The organism is Kineosporia succinea (assembly GCF_030811555.1).
Taxonomy (GTDB): domain Bacteria; phylum Actinomycetota; class Actinomycetes; order Actinomycetales; family Kineosporiaceae; genus Kineosporia; species Kineosporia succinea.
Genome location: NZ_JAUSQZ010000001.1, coordinates 4,081,696 through 4,103,904, shown reverse-complemented (window position 1 = coordinate 4,103,904; position 22,209 = coordinate 4,081,696). Strand labels below are relative to the sequence as shown.

9 protein-coding genes are annotated in these 22,209 nt (G+C 73.7%); 2 read left to right on the top strand and 7 right to left on the bottom strand.

Features of this window, described 5'->3' with window-relative positions; translation table 11 throughout:
• Positions 1 to 1,500 precede the first annotated feature (1,500 nt).
• Positions 1,501 to 7,425 carry a hypothetical protein gene (locus J2S57_RS17710; RefSeq protein WP_307244287.1) on the bottom strand — a complete coding sequence of 1,975 codons (5,925 nt, stop codon included), beginning with the start codon at positions 7,423 to 7,425 and terminating at the stop codon, positions 1,501 to 1,503.
• A 193-nt stretch (positions 7,426 to 7,618) separates the two neighbouring features.
• Between J2S57_RS17710 and J2S57_RS17705 the strand changes: the two genes are divergently transcribed.
• A complete protein-coding gene (locus tag J2S57_RS17705; RefSeq protein ID WP_307244285.1) occupies positions 7,619 to 9,304 on the top strand; it encodes a hypothetical protein in 1,686 nt (561 codons plus the stop codon).
• Here the strand turns inward: J2S57_RS17705 and J2S57_RS17700 are convergent.
• Positions 9,291 to 10,307: a sensor histidine kinase gene (locus J2S57_RS17700; RefSeq protein WP_307244282.1), complete on the bottom strand. Its 1,017-nt coding sequence runs from the start codon at positions 10,305 to 10,307 to the stop codon at positions 9,291 to 9,293. The two genes, J2S57_RS17705 and J2S57_RS17700, sit on opposite strands and share 14 nt — an antisense overlap.
• Positions 10,304 to 10,963, bottom strand: a complete 660-nt coding sequence (locus J2S57_RS17695) for a response regulator transcription factor (RefSeq protein ID WP_370882670.1) — start codon at positions 10,961 to 10,963, stop codon at positions 10,304 to 10,306. The genes J2S57_RS17700 and J2S57_RS17695 overlap by 4 nt, the downstream gene beginning before the upstream one ends.
• A 159-nt stretch (positions 10,964 to 11,122) precedes the next feature.
• On the opposite strand from J2S57_RS17695, the gene J2S57_RS17690 reads away from it, so the two are divergent.
• Positions 11,123 to 12,217, top strand: a complete 1,095-nt coding sequence (locus J2S57_RS17690) for an Hsp70 family protein (protein WP_307244277.1) — start codon at positions 11,123 to 11,125, stop codon at positions 12,215 to 12,217.
• A 39-nt stretch (positions 12,218 to 12,256) separates the two neighbouring features.
• Here the strand turns inward: J2S57_RS17690 and J2S57_RS17685 are convergent, their stop codons facing one another.
• From J2S57_RS17685 to J2S57_RS17670, 4 genes are read right to left on the bottom strand one after another with little or no spacing between them, the layout of a single operon-like run.
• Entirely contained in the window at positions 12,257 to 13,405 is a 1,149-nt protein-coding gene (locus tag J2S57_RS17685; RefSeq protein WP_307244275.1) for a hypothetical protein, read from the bottom strand.
• 7 nt (positions 13,406 to 13,412) lie between these two features.
• Positions 13,413 to 16,796: a right-handed parallel beta-helix repeat-containing protein gene (locus tag J2S57_RS17680; protein ID WP_307244273.1), complete on the bottom strand. Its 3,384-nt coding sequence runs from the start codon at positions 16,794 to 16,796 to the stop codon at positions 13,413 to 13,415.
• Positions 16,793 to 20,998, bottom strand: a complete 4,206-nt coding sequence (locus tag J2S57_RS17675; RefSeq protein ID WP_307244271.1) for a hypothetical protein — start codon at positions 20,996 to 20,998, stop codon at positions 16,793 to 16,795. Before J2S57_RS17675 ends, J2S57_RS17680 begins: the two co-directional genes overlap by 4 nt.
• Complete coding sequence (locus J2S57_RS17670) at positions 20,998 to 22,191, bottom strand: hypothetical protein (protein ID WP_307244269.1); 1,194 nt, start codon at positions 22,189 to 22,191, stop codon at positions 20,998 to 21,000. Before J2S57_RS17670 ends, J2S57_RS17675 begins: the two co-directional genes overlap by 1 nt.
• Between the last annotated feature and the right edge of the window lie 18 nt (positions 22,192 to 22,209).

Genomic DNA, 22,209 nt, shown 5'->3' with positions numbered 1-22,209 from the left:
CTGCGCACCGGCGCCGACGAGTACCTCGGAAAGCCCTACGACTCCGGCTATCTGGTGGCCCGGGCGCAGGAGCTGTGCCGTCCCGCCACCCCGGAGGCCGCCGACCACGTGGTGCGGGTCCTGGTGATCGACGACGACCCGGAGGTGCAGGAGCGCTTCACGACGCTGCTGCAGCACAACGGGTACGAGGTGTTCCAGGCCGACTCCGGGCTGGCCGGGCTGCGGCACGCGGCGGTGCGGCGGCCCGACGCGGTGCTGGTCGACGCCCTGCTGCCGGACATCGACGGCGCCACCGTGATCCGCCGGATCCGGCTGGACTCGGCCCTGCGGGGCATCGCCTGCCTGCTGCTCGCGGCCTCCGACGACGCCGGGGCCGAGCTGACCGCGCTGGACGCCGGGGCGGACGCCTTCGTGCAGGCCGGCACCGACTCCGGGGTGGTGGTGGCGAAACTGCAGGCGGCGCTGAGGCAGGCCACCGTGCCCGGCACCGGCGTGGACACGGCCAGCCTGCAGCGGCTCAAGAAGGTGGTGGCGATCGGGACCACCGTGATCGCCGCGGACCACCTGCGCGGTGAGGGTTTCGACGTGGTGCAGGCGAGCAGTGGGGAGGAGGCCCTGGAGCTGCTGGCCTTCCAGCGCTGCGACTGCATCCTGTTCTCCCCGGGAGCCGACGACGACTTCCTGGACGTGTGCCGCAAGATCAAGGCGGCGCCCGGGGTGCGGGACGTGCCCCTGATCGTGGTGGGTGACGACGAACGGCGCCAGAGCATGGTCGACGCGCTCGACGCGGGGGCCGACGACTACGTCGCCAGCACGGTCGACCCCCGGGTGCTGCTGGCCCGGATCCGGGCCCAGCTGCAGCGCAAGCAGGTCGCCGACGAGCACCGGCAGATCCGGGAGAGCCTGCTGCGCAAGGAGATCGAGGCGGCCCAGGCCCGGGCGGACGCCGAGATCGCGCTCACCAAGGCCGCGATGGTCGAGGAGCTGGAGCGCAAGAACCAGGAGCTGGAGGCGTTCAGCTACTCGGTCTCGCACGACCTGCGCTCACCGCTGCGGGCGATCGACGGGTTCACGGCCATGCTGCTCGAGGTGGTCGACGAGCACCTCGACGAGTCCGGCCGGCACTACGCCGACCGGATCCGGGCGTCGGTGAAGCGGATGAACGAGATGATCGACGACCTGATCGAGCTGTCCCGGGTGGGCCGCGCCGAGGTGACCCGGCGGCCGGTGGACGTGGGGGCCCTGGCCGGGGAGATCCTGGCCGATCTGGCGGTGGGGTCGCCGGGGCGGTCGGTGGAGGTGGTGGTGGCGGAGGGGCTGGACGCGTCGGCGGACGCCCGGCTACTGCGCAACGTGCTGGAGAACCTGCTCGGCAACGCCTGGAAGTTCAGCGGGGCCATGGACGACCCCCGGATCGAGGTGGGCCGGTCCGGCCCGGACGAGTTCTTCGTCCGGGACAACGGATCCGGCTTCGACATGGCCCAGGCGGGGCGCCTGTTCTCACCCTTCCAGCGGCTGCACAAGCAGAGCGAGTTCCCCGGCACGGGCATCGGCCTGGCCACCGTGCACCGCATCATCGAGCGGCACGGCGGCCGGATCTGGGCGGAGTCGGCGCCGGGCGAGGGCGCGACGTTCCGGTTCACGCTTCCCGGGTGACGACAGCGTCGACGTCTGGACCTGGGGTGCCCGCCGGGTCGCCGGCGCCGTGGCCGGGGCGTCCACCGCGGTGACCGGCACGCCGAGCAGGGCGGTGAGCCGGGACGCGAAATCGCCCAGCCCGGCCTCCGCCCCGCCGCCCGAGGTGCGTTCCCCGGGAGCCGTCACGATCATCACCGGCCGCCGGTGCAGGCCGGCCCGGAGCAGGTCGAGCGCCATCTGCTCGGCGGTGATCCGGCCCGCGGCCCCCCACGGCTCGCCGCACCAGCGGCGCACCCAGACCAGGGTCGGTCCCGGGGGCACGACCCGGGCCAGGGCCCGGCCGATGCCGTCGTCGTAGCGCAGGCCCACCACCGTGTCGTCCCGGCGCACCTCGACCGGGGCCCAGCGCCGGCCCGGGGCCCGGCCGGGGGCCCGCAGGCGGACCGGTTCCACGGCCTCGTCGGACAGCCAGGCCGGCTGACCGGGCGCGTTCAGGTTCGATCCCAGCCAGCCCGACGGGCGCGGGTAGCGCACCAGCATGGCCTCGGCCTCCGGAGGCAGGTCGACCCGCTCGATCCAGCCCTCGTCGCTCCAGCGGGTGTCGGTGACCGACGTGACCGCCGGGACCGCGCCCAGGGCGCGCAGCTGCTCGATCCGGGTCAGCACGGCGATCCAGGCCGCGCCCGGGTCGGGCAGCGAGGCGATCACCGGGGCGACCTCGCTCAGGTAGAGGTTGCCCCGGCGGTTCAGCAGATGGCGGGCGAGGGTGGAGACGACGTCCAGGAGCAGCTCGGCGGTCTCCTCCGGACCGAGCGGGCCGGCCTTCTCCTCCAGAGATCCCGGGGCCCAGCTGAGTTCGCTGTGGTAGTCGATGGCCGCGGGCACGAGCCGGACCATGGCGCGGCCGAGCGGCTTCACCCGGACCGCGGCCAGCACCCGGTGGTGGTTGCGGCCGGTGCGGTGCACCACCGAGTACCGCAGCAGCCCCTTGTCGGCGCGGGCGTAGCGCTCGGTCATGAAGTGGGTGTCGCCGAACAACTGGGGCTGGTCGAGCCGGTACTGCAGCCGGGAGATCTCACGCCACAGACGCATCGCGGGATGCCCGGCGGGCGCCACGATCACGTCGTTGCCCCCGCTGCCGAACTCCTCGATCACGATGACGCTGAAGGCCGGGGTCGAGGCCGCCACGTCGTCGAACATCGTCGGCAGGGCGTCTCCACCGACGAACCCGTTGTCGCCGTCCACGTAGGCGCCACCCAGCTGGGTGACGATCTCGACCCGCAGATGGTCACTGGCCGCCGCGTACGCGCGGGGCCGGCGCTTCGCCCGCTCCGCCGCCATCTGGGCCCACAGCACGGTGTCCGTCCCCGCGTGGAAGACCTCCTCGAAGTTCACCACCAGGACGCCGTTGTCACGGGCCCAGTCGAGCATCGAGCGGATCCCCCGGGCCCGCGGGCCCGGGTCGACGTCGCGCAGCGCCGCCAGCGCCTCCGGCCGGCTCACGTCGGTCCACAGCACGAAGGTGACACGCCCGGCGTACTCCCGGGCGGCGGAACCGTAGTTCGCACGGAACCCCCCGGACTCCGGGAGCGGGCCTCCCATCCAGATGCCGTGCACCAGGTGGGGCAGGACCACCTCGGCGTCCAGCCGGGGCGCCTTGCGACGCTGGCCCCAGGCCCGCGCCCGCTCGTCCTTGGCAGCGCGGCTGACCCGGCCCTCCTGCCCCTGCATCAGCCGGACGCCCAGGTCACCCGCGTCGGGGGCCGGGACGGCGTCCGGGCCGGCGAGGTCCAGCCAGCGCAGGAAGGTGTCCACCGCCTCGGGCGGCAGCTTGGACACGTCCACCGTCTGCCAGGCCGGACGCGCCGGGCGGACTCGGCGCCGGTACGGGTCCGGTCCCATCCGCCAGGCCAGCTCGGCCTCGAAACCCGCCGTGTAGAGGCGCTTGTCGGTGATGCGACGCAGCCAGGACACCGCGTCCCGGGTGCCCTCGGACATCGGTACGTCCTTGCCGGGCCGGAACGTCAGGAACGGCTCGGTGTCGAAGACCTGCGGTGCCTCGGTGCCCCGCAGACCGGACAGCAGCTCGGCGGCCCGCCGTCGGCGGCGCTCGCCGTCCTCGTCCTGCCGTGCCCGCAGCTGGGCCGCGGACGAGACCACCTGGGTCGGGTGTGGACGACCGGGCTCGTGGGCCACGACGACCGGACGGCCCAGCAACGCCGTCAGCCGGGCGGCGAACCACTCCCGGCCGTGCTCCGGTCCACCGGCCATCCGCAGCAGGATCGGCCCGGTCAGCGGGCCGACGCCGGACAGGACCGCCGCGACGTCCTCCGGGGTCACGAGCACCCGTCCCACGCAGGCTCTTCCGTCCCGCCCGGAGAGCTGGACCCCGGTGAATCCGTCGGGCAGCCACGCCGCCCGGGTGACGACGCTGGACGCGGCGGCGATCCGCGAGGTGGCGAGGTCACCCTCCGGCGGCGCGAGCACGAGCTTCATCGGCACGACCAGCTCGTCGAGGACCCAGGCGAGCTCTCGGGTCTGGCCCAGCTCCCGGGCGAACCCGTCACCGCGCCCCCGGGTGGGCACGAGCAGCCGCTCGGCGGCCGCGGGCAGTCCCACGTAGTCCGGGCGACCGTCGTCGGTCCAGCGGAACCGGGTCACCGAGGTGATCTGCGGGACGGCGTTGCGCTCGGCCAGCAGGGCGAGGAACCGCAGCAGCGCGAGCCAGGCGGCGTCCGGGTCGGGCATCGTCTCGATCACCGGGGCGACGGCGGTCAGGTGCAGGTCGCCGGGACGGCTGATCAGACGCCGGACCAGGGAGGCCACGACCTGGGCGAGGCGGCCCGAGAACGGCGCGATCGCCGCGGGCGGCAGGGGCCGTCCGGTGGGGGCGACGCGACGTCCGCCGCCGGAGTCGGTCCAGGTGCGGGCGCTCTGCTCGCGGATCGCCCCCATCACCCGGACCAGGCGCGGATCGCTGTGGGAGATGCCCAGAAGACGCATGACACTCGAGTGCACGAACCCGGCCCGCAGCGCCACGGTGTAGCGGTGCCAGTAGCGGTACGGCGCCGCCGCGGCCCGGCGCTGCACCAGGTCGGACCGGCCGAACAGGAACTCCTGGCTCACCGAGCAGGCGATCCGGTCCATCTCCCGCCACAGGACCAGGGCCGGGTGCCGGGCCGGGGCCACGATCACGTCACAGTTCACCCGCGCCGGCGGGGTCACGTGCGGGGTGAAGGCGTGCACCGACCGGGCGACGGCCGCGAACACGGCGGGCAGGTTCTGGGCCCCTTCCCGTTCGACCGGCTCGCGCTCGTCACCGGGGAACAGGAAGCGGTCGTCGCTGTCCACGTAGGCCCCGCCGAAGCGGTTCATGATCTCCAGCCGGAGCCGGTCGCTGGCCCCGGAGTAGCCGCGGGGCAGCAGCTTCACCATGTCGGCCACGTACTGCCACCACAGGTGCATGGGGGCGCCCGCGTGGAACACCTCGGTCACCGGGACCACCGAGATCCCTTGCGCACGAGCCCAGTTCAGCATGGAACGCACGACCGCGGCGCGTCCCTCCGGTCGTGGCTCGGCCATCGCCCGGGCCGCCTCGGACCGGGTCAGGTCGGTCCACACCACGAAGTGCACCTGCCCGTGGTAGTGCCGGGCCGCCGCGCCGAAATTGATCCGCAGCAGCCCGTTCTCGGGGGCCGGGCCACCGACCCAGATGCCGTGCACGACATGCGGAATCGCCGCGCGGGCGGGCAGCGGCGGCGCCCCCTCGACCCCCCAGTCCCGGCCCGGGCGGACCCGGCTGACCTTGTTGCGGGCCAGTCCCTCCGGCGCGAGCTCACCCGGGGCGGGTGCGACGAACTCACCGTCGAGGCGGGTCAGGCTCAGCCCGGCGAAGAACGAGGCGACCCGGTTGGCCGGGATCCGCAGGACGTCGACGCCCTCCAGGAAGGCCGGCTCCGGAGCCGGGCGGCGGAAGCCGAACAGGTCGGGCCCGAGGTGGGCCAGCATCCGGGCCTCGTGCGCCGGGTCACCGACCGGCTGCCGGAGCAGTTCCCCCAGCCAGGGCCGGATCCGGGCGCCACGGGGCCCCTCCAGGTCGGGGGCGACGGGACGCAACGCCGGGGACGGGACCCGCCCGACCCGTTGCCGCAGGGCCGAGCACAGCAGGGAGGCGGTCCGCTCGGACGCCGCCCCGGCCGCGCGGGCCCGCCCCGGCTCCGGGAGCACGGTCAGGGAATTCCCCGGGGCGCCGACCACCGACCGCACCAGGGCCGGGCCGGTGAGTTCGCCCAGCAGCCAGACCGGTTCACCGTCCGGGCCGGCGCCCGCGCCGATCCACGGCCAGGGGTGCGGGCCGCGGTACAGCAGCGCGGCCGCCGCCGCCGGCAGCCGGACCGGCGTGGGCACGCCGTCCTGACCGGCCCGGACGTCGGTCACGGACCGCACCTGCGGGATCCCGCGCGTCCCGGCCAGTTCGGTGACCAGGGTGAGAACGGCGACCCAGAGCTCGTCCCGGTCGGGCCGGGTGTCGACGAGCGGGGCGACGGCCGCCAGGTGAAGGTCTCCCTCGCGGGCGATCAGGCCCCGGACGAGTGACGTCACCAGGCGCCGGGCGACCTCCCCGGCACTCGTCCCGGGGCGTGCGGTCACCGGGGACGACGTGTCCGCCGGCTTCCGGCGCCGGGTCTCGTCGGGAGTGAGGCCGAAACGCTCCCGGAGCATGGTGAGCGCGGCCCGGGTCCGGGCCCGGTCCGGGCGGCGGCGCCAGGCCTCGGCGGGCGGCAGAACCGGGCCGAGCGTCGTCATCGTCTCCGCCCCGCCGAGCAGCTCCCGCTCCGGCCGGGCCGCGGTGACGCGCAGGAGCTCGCGCCATAGGTAGAGGGCCGGATGGTGGGCCGGGGCGACGATCACCTCGCCCTCCGGTCCGCGCACGCTGAAGTCGGTGGCTCCTGCGAGCGCACCGGGCTCATCGGGCTCACCGGGCACCTCGATCCCGGCGTCCACGTGGACACCGCCGAAGCGGATCAGGACCTCGAGCCGGACGTGCTGCGCGGCGAAGTCGAGCGCCTCGTCCCGGGCCGCGAGGTAGTGCTCGTGCAGGAGCATGGGCGCCCCGGCGTGGAACACCTCGTCGATGTTCACCAGCAGGGTGCCGGTCTCCGAGGCCCGGCGCAGCCAGGCCTCGACCTCGGCGTCCGGCCGGACGGTCTGTTCCCGGGTGACGTCGGTCCAGACGACGAGGGTCGCGGTGGTGCTCGCCGGCGGGGCGTCCTCCAGCGGGCCGGGGCCGCCCAGCCGGACCGAGTGCACGATGTCCGGGACCGCTTCGGCCACCGGGATCCTCAGCATCGCCGCGGAGTCGTCGCCGGGCATCGGGACCACCGGTCCCGGCTCCCGCAGCAGCTGTGCGGGGGTGAGGGAGTCGGCGTGCGGGGCCGGGGCGGTCAGGCTGAGCCGGCGGAGGAACGGCAGCACGGCGGCGGGGGCCAGCGCGGTCACGTCGACGCCGGTCAGGAAACCCGGGGCGGGGTGCGGCGCCCGGCCGCCGAAGAGGTCCGGGCCGAGGGCCGCCGCCAGCTCCGCCTCCCCGGCCTCGTCGTAGAGGCGCTCGTCGCCGGTCACGCGCAGCCAGCCGCGCAGGGCTCGCCCGGGGGCCGGACGCGGGGCGGGGGCGGTGTCCGCCCGCAGGTCCGCACGCAGGTCCCGGAGGAGGGGTGGCACGCGTTCCCCCAGGTCCGTGGCCGTCTCCCCGACGGCGGGCCGGCCCACCGAAGCAATCTCCTTCACAGCACCTAGCACGGTTCTCGCCACGGGAGCGTTCAACGGTGACCTTCCGTGACGACCGGGTCGGTCCCCCGTCTTCGCGGGAGACCCCTTCCCGGGTTAGGGTTTCGGGGTCTACCACCGGGGGGTCGTACAGGACGGAGCACGATTGCCTGGCCAGGCCCCGGGGTCCCCGACACCCCTGACTCCCGCCGCCGTGCCCGTGCTTCCGGCTCCTGAGGCGCTCGCCTCGGCCCGTTCCGCGTACGCCGCCCTGGCTCTCCTCGATCCCCGCACACCGGTACCGGCCGCGCGGCGCGCCCTGCTGCGCCGGCTGGCCGACGTCACCCACGCCGATCACGCGCAACTGTGGCGGGCCCGGACGGACGACCCGACGCGACTACGGGCGGTGATGTGCTGGCCGCCGGACGCCGTGCCCTCCCGGGAACAGGGAACGACCGAACTGCGCCGGTTCCCGCACGCCCTGCTGCACGGCCCGCAGGATCAGGTGCACACGGTGCTGACCCTGGCTCCCGGCCGCAGTTCCCGGCGCCGCCGGCGGGAGCTGGCCGACACCGCGAACTGCCTGATGGTCCTGCACCAGCGCGAGGACCTGCAGACCGAGCTACGGCGCCAGGTCGGGTACACCACCCAGCTGGCCGGTGAGGTCCTGGACTCGTCCCGGCGGCTGGCCGGGGTGCGAGAACTGGAACGCCGGCGGGTGGCGGCCGAGGTCGTCACCTTCAGCCGTGGGCGGCTGACCCCGCTGCAGACCGGGATCGACCGGCTGATGCGTGAACCGGACCTCGACGGCCGGCTGGGCGACCTGCGGACCCAGCTCGACCGGCTGCTCACCGACTTCCGTTCACTGGTGCGCGGTATCCACCCGCAGGTGCTCTACCGCCAGGGGCTGCGGGCGGCGCTGGCCGAGGTGGCGAGCGCCCATCCGGGCCGGGTGCGGATCACCGGTTCGGTACCGGCCCGGGTGGACCAGGAGGTCGCCGCCTCTCTCTACTACCTGAGCGCCGCGGCCCTGCACGCGCTCGGCGCGGGCGGGTCCGACCTGGAGATCGTGCTCGAGCACCGGCTCCTGGCCAGCCGCGCGGCCGGGCTCCAGGTCACCGTCCAGGCCCGCTGCGACCGCACCGAGGCCGCGGTCCGGGCCGAGCTGGCGGTGGACGCCGGCCGGCTGGGGACGCTCGGCGGCTGGGTCGGTGTGACCGGCGGGCCGGGCACCGTGCAGGTGGTGGCCTGGGTGCCCGACCGGCTCGAGCCGGTCTCCCGGGCCGCCCTGGTCGAGCCGGGCAACCTCTACGCCCGGGTGCGGGCGCAGGCGCTCTCGCTCGTGGCGCGGTACGCCGACGCGGCCGGCTCGGCGCGGGCCCGGCGCCTGCTCGGCCGGATGGACGAGCCCGTGCACGTGGCCGTGGTCGGGCTCGAGGAGGGCAGCCGCCGCACCGAGCGGATCACCGAGACCGTGCGCAACCGGCCGGATCTCGTGCTGGTGCCGGTGCTCCCCGACAGCCCGGCCACTCCCGCCGACGGCCTGCCGACGCTGCGTGGTGACCTGTCCATGGGCCTCATCGACACGGTGCCCGACGTGATCGTGCGGCCCTCCCCCGCCGCGCCCGAGGCGACCTTCGACGTGGAGCTGCCCGGCGCCGGTCTGCTGCGGGCCGGGGCCGACTGGCGCGACCTGTCCGAGGTGCTGACCACCGAGGTGGTGGCCCGGGCCGATCTGCTGCGGGCCCGCACCGCTCTGGGCACCCTGCTGCGCCTGGCGGTGGTGACCCCGCCACCGGCGCACCGGCTCGGCTCGATGGAGACCGACCTGGAGGAGCTCCGGCTCGGAGCGACCGAGCTGGTGGAGCTGGAGAGGACGGCAGCGCTCAGAAGGGGATGAACCCGAGCACCGTGGTGCCCGCCCCCGGCGCCGAGCGCACCTGCAGCCGGCCCCCGGCCGCCACCATGCGGCGCCGCATGTTCGCCATGCCGGACGACCCCTCGTGCAGGTGACGCGGGTCGGCGCCCGGCCCGGTGTCGGTCACCGAGAACGTGAGCCCGGCCGGGCTGTCCGACAGCCGCACGGTCACCTGGGCCTCGGGCGCGTGCTTGCGGGCGTTGTTCACCGCCTCCAGGCAGATGAAGTAGACGGCGAGCTCCACCAGCGCCTCGTACCGTCGTGCGGCGTCCCACTCCGACACGTCGAACCGCACCTGCGAGCCGGCGTCGCGGAACTCGGCCAGCAGCGCCGGCTGCACCCCGGCGTCCTGCAGCAGCGGGCTGCCGCCGGTGGCGGTGATGAACAGCGCGTTCTCGGCCCGGTCCAGGCCGTTGCGCAGGCGCAGCAGCTGTTTCCGCTGCCCCGGCACGTCGTCGTTGGCCGCGTGCAGCTCCAGCAGTCCCAGGGTCATCCCGAGGGCCACCAGGTGGTGCTGGGCGCCGTCGTGAAGGTCCCGCTCGATCTGACGGCGCTCGGCGTCACGCTCGCCGAAGGCCCGGCGCCGCACCGCCGCCACCCGTTCCGCATGCCCGCGCGCCGACTCCAGTGACCGGTCGATCTCGCTCTGCAGCTGAGCCCCCCGGAGCAACGGCCCGAGCAGCCCCGCCACCTCCGAGAGCAGTCGCCGACGGCGCCGCCCGAACGGGAGATAGCCCTGTTCGACCCCGATCTCGCCGACCTTCTCGCGGCCGGCCGTCAGCGCCGTCCAGCGCGGGCGGTGCGGTGACGGCTCGGCCGGCCAGGCGAACTCGCGGCCGTCGGAGAGCACGAGCCGGACCCGCGCGACGCCCAGCCCCGAGCGGATCTGGCGGCACAGCTGGGTCAGGTGCACGCCGCCGGGGCCCGGGCGGACCGCCGCGATCCCGGCCAGAAGCCCGTCCCTCCCGGTCGGGACGACGCTCATCCTTCCCGCCGGGCCCTCAGGTAGGTCAGCACGGCCAGAACCCGCCGGTGGTGGGACGTCGCGTCGGTGGGCAGGTTCAGCTTGGCGAAGATGGCGGCCACGTTCTTCTCCACGGCCTTCGGCGACAGGAACAGCTCCCGGGCGATGCCCGAGTTCGACCGGCCCTCGGCCATCAGCCGCAGCACCTCGGCCTCCCGCCCGGTCAGCGACCCCAGTTCGTCGGGCTGCCCGGCCGGGCTGCCGACCAGGTGCGCCGCCACCACCGGCTCGATCACGATCTCGCCGGCCGACACCCGGCGCACCGTGTCCCGCAGGGCGTCGGCGCTGGAGATGCGGTCTTTCAGGCGGTACCCGATGGCCTCGGTACCGATCTTCAGGATCTCCATCAGGTAGTGCGCCTCCGCGTAGTGCGAGAGCAGCAGCAGTCCTGTACGCGGGTGGAGGGCGCGCAGGCGGCGGGCCGTGGTCAGGCCCCCGTCGGGTTCCGGGGGCATCCGGATGTCGAGCACCGCGACGTCGACCGGGGTGCGCTCGATCAGGGCCGCCAGCTTGTCCCCGTCGTCCACCGCTCCGACCACGTGGTGCCCGGTGGCCTCGAGGAGCAGGACCAGGCCCTCCCGGAAGAGCGCGCCGTCCTCGGCCACCGCCACCCTCAGCGGGACGGGTGGCTCGGCGCTGGGGTCGGTCATGAGATCGCCATGGGTCTTGTGAATGAGCCTTCAGGTAGCCGCATCAGGTACAGCGGGGCAGATTACCTCGCTGGATTATCCTCAGCATCGAGCAAATATGCATTTCTCGAATCCGAGAGGAAACCGTTGAGCTACGGCCTGGGGATCGACGTCGGCACCGCGTTCACCGCCGCCGCCGTCAGCCGGGGTGGCCCGGTACGAACCTTACGGCTGGGCCGCCGCTCCCCCCTCATGCCCTCGGTGGTGCGGGCGCTCCCCGACGGCACGCTCGCGGCCGGAACCGGCGAGGGCGGGGCCGAGATCGCCGCGCACCTGTTCCGGCGTCGCCTGGGCGACTCCGCCCCGATGTCGGTCGGCGAGACCTCCAGCACCCCCGCGGAGCTGATGACCGCCCTGCTCACCGGCGTGCTCGAGCGGGTCAAGGCCCGGCTCGGCGGGCCTCCCGACCGGGTGGTGCTCACCTGTCCGGCCGGCTGGGGTCCCTACCGGCGTGAGCAGTTCGCGGAGGTCACCCGGCGGGCCGGGCTCAGCCGCGACCGGGTCACCCTGATCACCGACGCCGAGGCCGTGGTGGTGCACCACCACGGCGGCCGGCCGAGCGGTGGGCCCGCGCCGATCGCCGTGTACGACGCCGGGGGCAGCACGTTCGACGCCACGGTGATCCGGACCGTGCGGGTCGAGAACGCCGAGGCCGGCCCGATCGGCGTGCTCGGCGTGCCGGAGTCGCTGGAGTGGTTCGGCGGGGTCGACCTCGACGACGCGGTGATGACGCACCTGGACCGCGCCGCCGACGGTGCCGTCGGCCTTCTCGACCCGGCCCGGCCCGAGGACACGGCCGCGCTGCGCCGGCTGCGGGAGGCCTGCGTGCGGGCCAAGGAGTCGGTGTGGGAGGCCGGCTCGGTGGACATCGACGCCCCCGGCCTGGGCCGGTCGCGTCCGGTGACCCTCACCCGCGAGGCGCTGCAGGCCTGGCTCCGTCCTCCGCTCGAGGCCGGTCTGCCGGTGCTGCGGCGGGTCCTCGACTCGGTCGGGGTCCGGCCGGCCGACCTCGGTGAGGTGCTGCTGGTCGGCGGGACGGCCCGGATCCCCCTGGTGGCAACCATGCTGACCGAAGACCTGGGCCGCCCGGTGACGGTGCTCAGCGACCCCCAGCACCGCGCCGCGCTGGGCGCCGCGATGCTGGCGGGCCGGGCCCAGCGACCTGTGGGCCCAAGGGCCTAGGGTCTGCGGGTCCTGTGGGTCCCGTGGGCCCTGTGGGCTTTAGGGCTCCACCGGCCGGCCGGAATCCGGCGGCGAACTCTTCCCGTCCGTCCCCTGACGAGTGCTCGTCTGCGCAGTTCCCTCGGTGGCGGCCGGTGCTCCCGGGGTCTGCCCGGCCGGCAGCTGCCCGGTCGGAGCCTGCTGGGTCTGCCCGGCCGGGGCCTGCTGGGCCTGCCCGGCCGGCACCTGCTGGGTCTGCCCGGCCGACGCGGAACCCGCGGTGGCCTTCACCGGTTCCTGGTCGTAGAGGAACTCGCTGTCGGCCACGTTCCAGTGGGTGGCCAGGTACGAACCGGCCGGCGGCGCGGTGTTGAAGTAGTCGTCGCCGTTGCAGTCGATGACGTTGGCCGCGAGCCCGGCCTTCGACGCCCGGGCCGGCAGCTTGCAGACCTGCTTCAGGCCGCCCGCCGGAAGCCCCTCGTCGTCGTAGCAGAGCACGTCGTTCGCGTCCCAGCAGTGCCCCTTCTCGGAGGCGTGGGGCGCGCTCGGGTTCACCGCGCCCAGGGTGTGCAGGAGCTCGTGCAGAGTGGTCGACCAGCTCCAGCAGGAGGTGCCGATCATCGCGTAGTGCGGACCGTAGTTGTAGAGGTTGTACCAGTCGGGCAGATCGTTGCCGCCCGCCCCGAAACCGACGCCGCAGCCCGCCTGGTCGTACCAGACCACGTACTTGCGGTCGGCCCGGTCGTACCCCTGGGCCTTCAGCGCCGCGGTGATCGTGTCGGTGTCCTCCATCGACGTCTGCGGCACCACGACGTCCTCGACCACCTGCTGGCAGGTCATGGCGTCGCGGGCCCAGCGCACCTTGCGCCAGCCCCCGCCGTTGATCCGGGACGAGTAGACGAACGCCCGGTCGACCGTGTCCAGCCAGCTCCGGAACCGGCTCTCGTTGGCGGCGAACCGGTCGCTCTGGTCGTCACCCCGCACGTACAGCGCCAGTACCCGCTTGCCGGCCGTCGAATCGTCCGCGCACTGACCCACCGGTGCCGGCGACGTCGAGGTCACCGGGGTCGGCGAAGGGGGCGGAGCCGTCTCGGCGGCACTCGGAGAGGCCCCGGCCCGCGGCGCGAACGGGACCAGCGCCAGGCACAGCAGCAGCCCGACCACGGGGATCAGGGCCGGACCGCCGAGCCGGAGCAACCAGGTCTTCACGGTGCGATCAACGCCTTCCCAGCGCGGCCACGACGTCGGTCTGGGTCAGCAGCTGCATGTCCTGGACCGAGGGGTTCGGGATCGTGCGCAGCCGGCTCGCCTGCCGGGTGATCGCCTTGTCGAGCAGCTGACGGGCGTATCGGCCGTTGCCGAACGTGTCGCCGCGATCGACCGTGCCGAAGTGCGTCCGCAGCACCTGCAGGGTCTCCCCCGAGGCCTCGTACCCGCCCGAGCCGGCCAGGGCCTGGAAGATCGCGACCAGTTCGTCCGGGCTGTAGGAGGCGAAGTTGATCTGGTGGCTGAACCGCGACGCCAGACCGACGTTCGCGTCCAGGAACTGCTTCATGTCCCCGGTGTACCCGGCCACGATCACCACGATCTCGTCGCGGTGGTCCTCCATCAGCTTGACCAGCGTGTCGATCGCCTCGCGGCCGAAGTCGTTACCGGCCCCGGGCGGCGCGAGCGTGTACGCCTCGTCGATGAACATCACGCCGCCGCGGGCGCGGTTGAACACCTCGAGCGTCTTCTGCGCGGTGTGCCCCACGTACTGCCCGACCAGGTCGGCACGGGCCACCTCGACCATCTGACCGGTCGAGAGCACCCCCATCGCGTTCAGCAGCTGCGCGTAGAGCCGGGCCACGGTGGTCTTACCGGTACCGGGCGGGCCCGCGAAGACCAGGTGCCGGGACATCGACGGAGCCGGCAGCCCCGCCTCCACGCGGGCCTTGGCCGAGGCGATCAGGTCGACGACGTCGGCCACCTCACGCTTGACCTCCTGCAGGCCGATCATGCTCTCGAGCTTGTGCATGAGGCCGTCCACGATCGCCCCGGTGGCACTTCCGCCCGAGGTCGAGGTGTCGGCGGTGTCGGACAGGTCCTCGGGAAGCAGCCGGGCCAGCTCGATCTCGGCGACGTCGGGGGTGGCCGCCAGCCGGTAGGCCTGCCGGCCCAGCATCTCCTCGAACACCAGCCGGGCCGAACGCGCGTTACCGAACGTCTCGGTGCGGGGCATCTTGTCGAAGACGCGGCGCAGCGCCTGCTGCGTCTCGTACTCCAGCGCGTAGTGGTTCTTGCGGCACAGCCGCTCCACGATCGTCACCAGCTCGTCGCTGGAGTAGCTCTCGAACTCCACGGTCTTGGTAAAACGCGAGTCCAGGCCCGGGTTCTGGGCCATGAAGGCCCGCATGTTGGGCGCGTACCCGGCCACGATGACCACCAGCTCGTCGCGGTGGTCCTCCATCAGCTTGACCAGGGTGTCGATCGCCTCGCTGCCGAAGTCCTGGCTGCTGCCGTCGGGCGGGGCGAGAGTGTAGGCCTCGTCAATGAAAAGCACTCCCCCGAGCGCCTCCTCGACCTTCTTGGTGGTCTTCACCGCGGTGCCACCGATGTGCTCGGCCACCAGGTCGGCCCGCGCCACCTCGACCATCTGACCGGTCTTCAGCACGCCGAGCGCGTAGAGGATCTTTCCGTAAAGCCTGGCCACCGTGGTCTTACCGGTACCGGGAGGACCGGCGAAGACGAGGTGACGCGACATCGGCGGGGCCTGCAGCCCGGCCGAGGAACGCCGCTTGGCCACCTGGTGCAGGCCCACCAGGGTTCCCACCTCGCGCTTCACCGCGGCCAGGCCGACCATCGCGCTCAGCTCGGACAGCAGCACCTTGATCGGGTCGTCGTCCTTGGCCTCGTCGGCCTTCGGCTTCTCCGGCGCTGACCGGTCGTAGGCCTGCAGCGAGACCCGCTCACCACCGCCTTCCCCCGACGACGGACGTTCGGGTCGCTGGGGAGCGACCGGTCGCCTCGGTTCGGGGTCCCGGGAGGGGGACGGACGGACGCCGTTGTGACCGACGTCGAGATCCGACGTGTCCACGATGATGCCGGGGTTCGAGGTGACGAGCCCCTCGCCCTGGTTGCCGCGCAGCGTGCAGCCGCGCACCGCCACCGGGCGGTTGGTGCGGACGTCCACGCCGTCCCGGGCGTTCGAGATCACCTCGGTGCTCACCAGTGACCCCTGGCTGCCCTGCTCCCAGATCACGCCGGTGCCCTGGGAATCACGCACCCGGCAGCCGCTGAGTTCGGCGACCGCGCCGTCCCCCACCAGCACCCCGGTGCGCTCGGACGCGGACACGTCGGTCGAGCTCACGGTCGCCCGCGAGCCCGAGGCCAGGTCGAGGCCCGAACGGCTGGCCTTGACCTGCGAATTGCTCATGATCAGAACGGTTTCGCCGGCCAACCGGACACCGGCGCGGGTCGCCGCCTCGAGCGTCACGCCCTCGACGGTGACCAGGCCACCGGCGGCGTGCAGACCGTACTGGCCGCCGTTGACCTTCAGCCCGCGCAGCATCGGCCTCGCCGAGTTCTCGACCGAGATCCCGACCTCGTTCTCGGTCAGCACGGTGCCGTCGACGGTGGCGGACGACTCCCCGATGAGAAGCAGCCCGACGCCCTTCGACCCGGTCACCGACCCACCGGTGATCACCGGCGCGGCCTGCTCGATGACGGCCACCCCGGCCGCGCCCGACCCGGAGAACCCGCACCCCCGGAACGCTCCGGTCGCCGTGCCCGAGACGTGCAGCGAATGTCCCTGCGAGTCCTGCACCGTGCAGTCGGTGAGGTCCGGGGCGGCCGCGTCGCGCAGCACCACACCGTGCGCCGCGGACCCGACGAAAGTGCTCTCCTCGACGCGAGGCACGGCCTGCCCGCCGACGTAGAGGCCGACCTGCGCGTCCTGGACCGTGGTGCGCACCATCTCCAGGCGGGCGTCCTGCTGAACCACCACGCCGGCGCCCTCGACCCCGTTGATCACGCAGTCGCGCAGCACCGCCGCACTGGAGCCACCGGCCATCACGCCGCTGCCCTTGACCCGGCTGATCGTGCAGCTCTCGAAGACCGGAGCGCTCTCCCCGGCCAGGAGGAGCCCGCCGTTGCCGAGGTCCTCCAGCGTGACGCCCTTGAACTCGCCGCTGCCCTCCTCCACGACCACGCCCGAGCCGGCCGGATTGCGGATCGTGCCGCCCTGCATCCGGGCCCGGCCGCCCCGCACGTGCAGTGCGGCCACGCCCCGGGCCTCGATGACGCAGTCGACGAGGCGGACGTTGCCGCCGAGCACCTGCATCGTCGGAAGTTCCTGGTCACCGCCGCGGATCGTCAGCCCGTTCAGCTCGACCCGGCCGTGCGCCACCAGAACACCCTGTCCGGGCGGGATCTCGATGATCACCGTGCCCGGCCCCTCTTCCGCGACCACGGTCACGTCCTGCCGGAACGCGAGCTGCTCGCGGTAGGTCCCGGGCCGCACCGCGACCGTGGCCCCCCGTGAGGCCGAGGCCAGAGCCTGGCCGATACCGGTGACGCAGTCGGAGTCCGTAGCTGATACGGACAGCACCGCGACGGTCATGACCGTGCTCCTTCGGGTTGGGGGCTCAGCGCGTACAACGTTCCGTCGGAACGCATGCCGAGCGGATAGCGCCACTGCTCGGGAATCTTGTGCTGCATCTCGTTCTCGGGGGCCCGCTCGATCGACTCCCGCAGCCGCTCGGCGGCCCGGGCATCGGCGGACGAGTCCGGTCGGGGCCGCCCCTGGGCACCGGGCGGCAACTCCCGCAGGAGCACCCGCAGCCGGCCGCCGTCCTCCGGCTGCACCACGTCGAGCACCACGAACTGGGCTCCCGGGGCGAAGAGCACCCGGGCGGCGCCGTCGTCGGCCGGGCCGGTGACCCGGTCGGTACGACGAGCCGTGCTCGACCAGATCGCGTACTCCACGGTGCTCTCGGACTGCGTGACCGGGCTCAGCCGGGCCTCGGTGAAGGCGGGCTCGACCAGCCGCAGCCCGGAGCGGTACCGCTTCAGCTGACTGGTGTCGGGACTTCCGGCCCGGAACACCGGCCCCACCACCGCGGGCAGCCGGCTCAGGCCCGAACGGGCGCAGCGGGCCAGCAGAGCCGCGCCGGCCGGGTCGATCTCGGCGAAACCGCCGTCAGAATCGATCTTCTCACCGCGCAGCACGGCGTCGACCATGGTGCTCGCACCGGACAGGTGAGCCCGCACCGCGACCAGACCGACCATCAGGTCACCCCGGCCGGCCGCCGCCCGCAGTCCCGGCTGAAGCGCGAGCACGCCGGTGATCGCCCGGGCGTGAGCCTCGTAGCGCCAGCCCAGCAGCGAGCGGATCTGCTCACGGTCCTCGCGCGACGCATCCCCCGCAACCTCGGCCCAGCCGGCCCGCTCCCGCTCGTCCTCCTCGAAAAGGTCGGCGGACTGCGCGTTCTCCTGCGCCTCAGCCTGCTCGGCCGCCGCCTGGAGCTCAGGATCCGCCTTGATCTCGGCCTCGATCTCGGCGCGCGTCCGGGGCTCCGCCGGCTCCTCGACCGGGATCGCCCGGGCCTGCGCGACGGACGGGAATTCCAGCTGCACCAGAGCGGCCGCGACCTCCCCGATCGGGAGAACCGCCTCCGGCAGTGGCTTTCCGGCTCGTCGCGCGGAAGCGCCACCCCGGATCGGGGCCCGGGTGGCCCGGGTCGGCGTGGTCGCGCGGCGCGACGCCACCGCTCCGGTAGTGGGCGAAGTTCCGGCGGACGCGGTTTCCCCGGTGTCGCTCTCGGCCTCGGCATCCCCTTCAGCCTCGACCGTGCCCTCGAAAGCCTCGGTGCTGGCTGAGGTTTTGGTTTCCGCCTCGGTTTCGGCGCCGGTTTCGGTGCCGGTTTCGGTGCCGGTTTCGGTGCCGGTTTCGGTGCCGGTTTCGGTGCCGGTGGACGCGTCGGCCTGGCTGGAGTCCGCAACCCCCGGGTCCGCAACCCCCGGGTCCGTGACCTCGGAGTCCGGAGCCGCAGAATCCGGAGCCTCGGAGTTCGGAGCCTCGGAGTCCGCGTCGGCGGGCTTGTCGGTGCCCCCGAACTCAATGGCCCCGGCCGACGCCCCGGACACCGTGATCCCCGGGATCGCCAGGTCAGGAACCGATCCGCCCAGCAGTTCGGTGGTGCCGGAACGCGAAATCCCACGCGCCGGCACGTTCCCTTCGGCCTCGTCGCCGACCGTAGCGGCCACCGCGCCCAACTCGGCCGGCCCGGCCTCGCCAACCTGCCCGGCCTCGCCAACCCGCCCGGCCTCTTCGATCTGCGCGGCCGCCCCAGCCTGCCCGGCCTCGCCAACCTGCCCGGCCTCTTCGATCTGCCCGGCCTCTTCGATCTGCCCGGCCTCTTCGATCTGCGCGGCCACCCCAGCCTGCCCGGCCTCGCCAATCTGCCCGGCCTCTTCGATCTGCGCGGCCACCCCAGCCTGCCCAGCCTCGTGAACCTGCCCGGCCTCTTCGATCTGCGCGGCCCCAGCCTGCCCGGCCTCGCCAACCTGCCCCGTCTCGTCAACCCGCCCGGCCTCGTCAACCCGCCCGGCCTCGCCAGCATCACCCGCCGGCCCCGCCGCCTCGGTCGGCGCGGCGACCTCAGCCTGCGCGGCCACCTCAACGTCGCCCGCCCGGCTGGCTGCCTCGGTCTGCGCGGCCCTCTCGGTCTGCGCGGCCCCCTCCGTCTGCCCGGCCCCCTCGGTCTGCGCGGTCTGGTCGACCTGCGCGGTCTGGTCGACCTGGTCGACCGGTGAGGCGGATTCGTCCGGCGCCGCCGACTCGACCGAGGTGACCTGCTCAGCCTCGGGAACCGCTTCGTCCGACAGAGCCTGGTCTGCAGGATCGCCGTTCACCTCCGGCTCCGCCGATGCGGACGGACGACCTTCCTCGGCCTCCGCGGCCAGACCTACTTCTTCGGCCGCCGCCGGCTCCCCGCGGAGGCGCTCAGCTTCCTCGGTCAGCCGTACCTGCTCCGCCGCCGCAGCCTCGGACTCGCGTTCGGCCAGCTCGGCGAGGCGGGCTCGTTCGGACTCCGCCGCCAGACGCTCCGCCTCAGCCTCCTCAGCCAGACGCGCCCGCTCAGCCTCCTCAGCCAGACGCGCCCGCTCAGCCTCCTCAGCCAGACGCGCCCGCTCGACCTCCTCGGCCAGACGGGCTCGCTCGACCTCCTCGGCCAGACGGGCTCGCTCGACCTCCTCGGCCAGACGGGCTCGCTCGACCTCCTCGGCCAGACGCGCCTGCTCGACCTCCGCCGCCAGACGAGCCCGCTCAGCCAGACGGATCCACTCAGCTTCCTCAGCCAGGCGCGCCCGCTCGGCCTCGTCAGCCAGACGTGCCTTTTCCGCTTCCTCAACCAGACGAGCCCGCTCGGCTTCCTCAGCCAGACGCGCCTTTTCCGCTTCCTCAACCAGACGCGCCCGCTCGGCCTCATCAACCAGACGAGCCCGCTCAGCTTCCTCAGCCAGACGCGCCTGCTCAGCCTCTTCGACCAAACGCGCCCACTCGGCATCCTCAACCAGACGCGCCCGCTCGGCTTCCTGAGCCAGACGCGCCTTTTCAGCTTCCTCGACCAGACGTGCCCGCTCAGCCTCTTCAGCCAGACGGGCCCGCTCCGCTTCCTCAGCCAGACGGGCCTTTTCAGCCTCCTCAGCCTGACGCGTCTGCTCCGCCAAGCGGGCCTGCTCGGCCTCACGCCTGGCCAGTTCCAGCGCCCGCGCGGCCTCGGCCTCCGCCGCCATACGGGCTTGCTGGGCCTCGGAACGCCGAATCTGTTCCAGCCGGGCGGCCTCGGCCTGACGGGACTGCTTCACGGACTCCAGGGTCTCCGCGAGCACGGCCGGCGTGGAGGCCCCCGGGCCGGCGAAAAATTCTGTCCGCTGGTCGTCTTCAGGCTTCGGGGGCGTGCCTCCGATCAGGTCCTCGAACGAGTCCGAGGCACCGACCGCCATCCAGGCGGGAGCCGCACCCGGTGAGCCGACAGCGTGAGGCGGTGGGGCGTCCGTCATCGGAGGGGCCGGCACCGGACCGGTGACCCGGATCGGAGTCGTCGCCCCGGCGAGGCCGGGCCGCTCCGGCCCCGAGTGCGAGGGCACCCGCGGACGACGGGCGACGGGCAGCACCCGCCCGAGTTCGACCGGCCCGACCCCGCCGGGGGCCCGGGAGACGAAACCGGCCTGCGCCATCAGGATCCGGGGGCCGAGCAGGATCGGGCCCGGGCTGCCGATCACGACGACCTCGAGAGCCGAGGCCAGGCTGGACATCACCGAACCGAGCACGGCGGGAGCCACCTCCCCACCGGCGGCCAGCACCACCGGACGCCGGTCCCAGTCCGGGCTGCAGCGGATGGCCTGGGCCAGCATCCGGGGGGAGACCGGGCGTCCGTCGACGCGGAAACCGCTGCGCCCGAACGGGACATGGACGACGAAGTGGGAGTCCGGAGCGGCCGGGAGTTCCTCGACCGGAAGCGGCGGCGCCATGAAGAACCAGCCGGCCCGGGTCGCGAGCCCGGCGGCGAGAACCCGCTCGGTCGCGGCGTCGGACGGCATCGGCGGCGCCTCTTTCCGCCGCGCCGGGACGCGCCGGGAGGGGACCCCGCTCGGCGTGATCTGCCATCCTTCCGCGGACAGCCGCACCGAGGGCGTCCCGTCCGTCCCGAACCGGAGGTCACCGCTGCCCCGCAGCTGGGCCCAGCCGGGCCGGTTCAGCATCCAGGGCCGGGACCGGCGCCGCGATCGGCGCCCCGGTTCCCGGGAGGAGGGCATCAGGCGTTCACCTGCGGCACGGTCCAGACCGGCTCGTCGTCCTGGGGATGCTGCAGGAAGCTCAGCACCCGGTGCAGGGCGACGTCGGACACCTCGGGCCAGTCCGGGGAGGACCTCAGGTAGTCGAGCAGCTCGGCCTCGGGGGCGAGGCCGTAGCGCTCGAGGTAGTAGCCGATCGTGTCGGTCCAGACCCAGTTCCCGTCGGTGCGGAAGGTCAGGGGCACGATCTCCGGACGCTCGGGGTCGAGGATGTCGCTCATCGTGGCCGACGTGGTCATCACCGGCAGGCCGTTGCCGAGGTACTGCAGCAGCCGGGTGAGCTCGTCCAGGTCGTCGATCACCGGGTGGTCCTCGGCGAACATCGGGCCGTGCCGGGGGTCGACCCGGTCGAACACCCTCGCCATACGCACCGGCACGGCCGGCTCGTCGGACCACACCAGCGCCGCGTGGGCGCAGGCACTGCTCTGGTAGGCGGGCACCGGCGTCCCCGGACCGCACACCTCGACCTGGGGGTTCGTCTCACCGGCGCTGAACAGGGCGTGCTGCATCCGGCCGGTGATCGCGGCCAGGTCGTCGGCCGGGTGCGGGCCGGTCTGCACCACGAACACGCGGCGCGGCGCCGGCCAGGGGGATCCGTCGGCCGGGGTCCGCCAGGCCCGCCACACCGCGACCAGGCCGGACTCCTGCCCGGCGGCGAGACGGATGGCGTGGTCGGCGTCGTCGAGCAGCGGGCCGGAGTCGGCGGTGGTCAGGTCGATCGGGCCGGGATGGGCGGCGGGGTCGTCGAGGCGCGGGTCGGCCGGGCTGAAGACCCAGGGCACGGGCATGATCACCGAGTCGTCGATCCGCTCGAGGGAGTCCACGAGCTCGGTGTCCTCCCCCGCCCGCCGCAGCTCCTGCGCCATCATCGCGGCGTCCCGCGTGAGCACGGGCACGCGAGCGGTCGCGGCGGCGAAGCCGACGGCCTGCGCCACGTCGATCGTCGCGCCCTCGGACAGCCAGTCCCGGGCCTCACTGATCAGGTCGTCGGGCAGCGCCCCGGCCAGCCGGAGCAGCATCGTGTGCCACGCCTCGGGCCCGGGGTCGAACCCGATCGGCCGGGTCGAGTCCTCGTCGGTGCTGGAGTCGCCGAAGGAGGGCGGCCCCCATGCCGCCACGTCGGTCTCCTGCCGGGACATCTCCGACTCGGGCACTGCCACCTCCGGTCACAC

Bases quoted from the DNA above. Each gene is read 5' to 3' on its own strand.
- J2S57_RS17700 (WP_307244282.1), bottom strand. From the start codon at position 10,307: ATGAGCGTCGTCCCGACCGGGAGGGACGGGCTTCTGGCCGGGATCGCG.
- J2S57_RS17675 (WP_307244271.1), bottom strand. From the start codon at position 20,998: ATGCCCTCCTCCCGGGAACCGGGGCGCCGATCGCGGCGCCGGTCCCGG.
- J2S57_RS17680 (WP_307244273.1), bottom strand. From the start codon at position 16,796: ATGACCGTCGCGGTGCTGTCCGTATCAGCTACGGACTCCGACTGCGTC.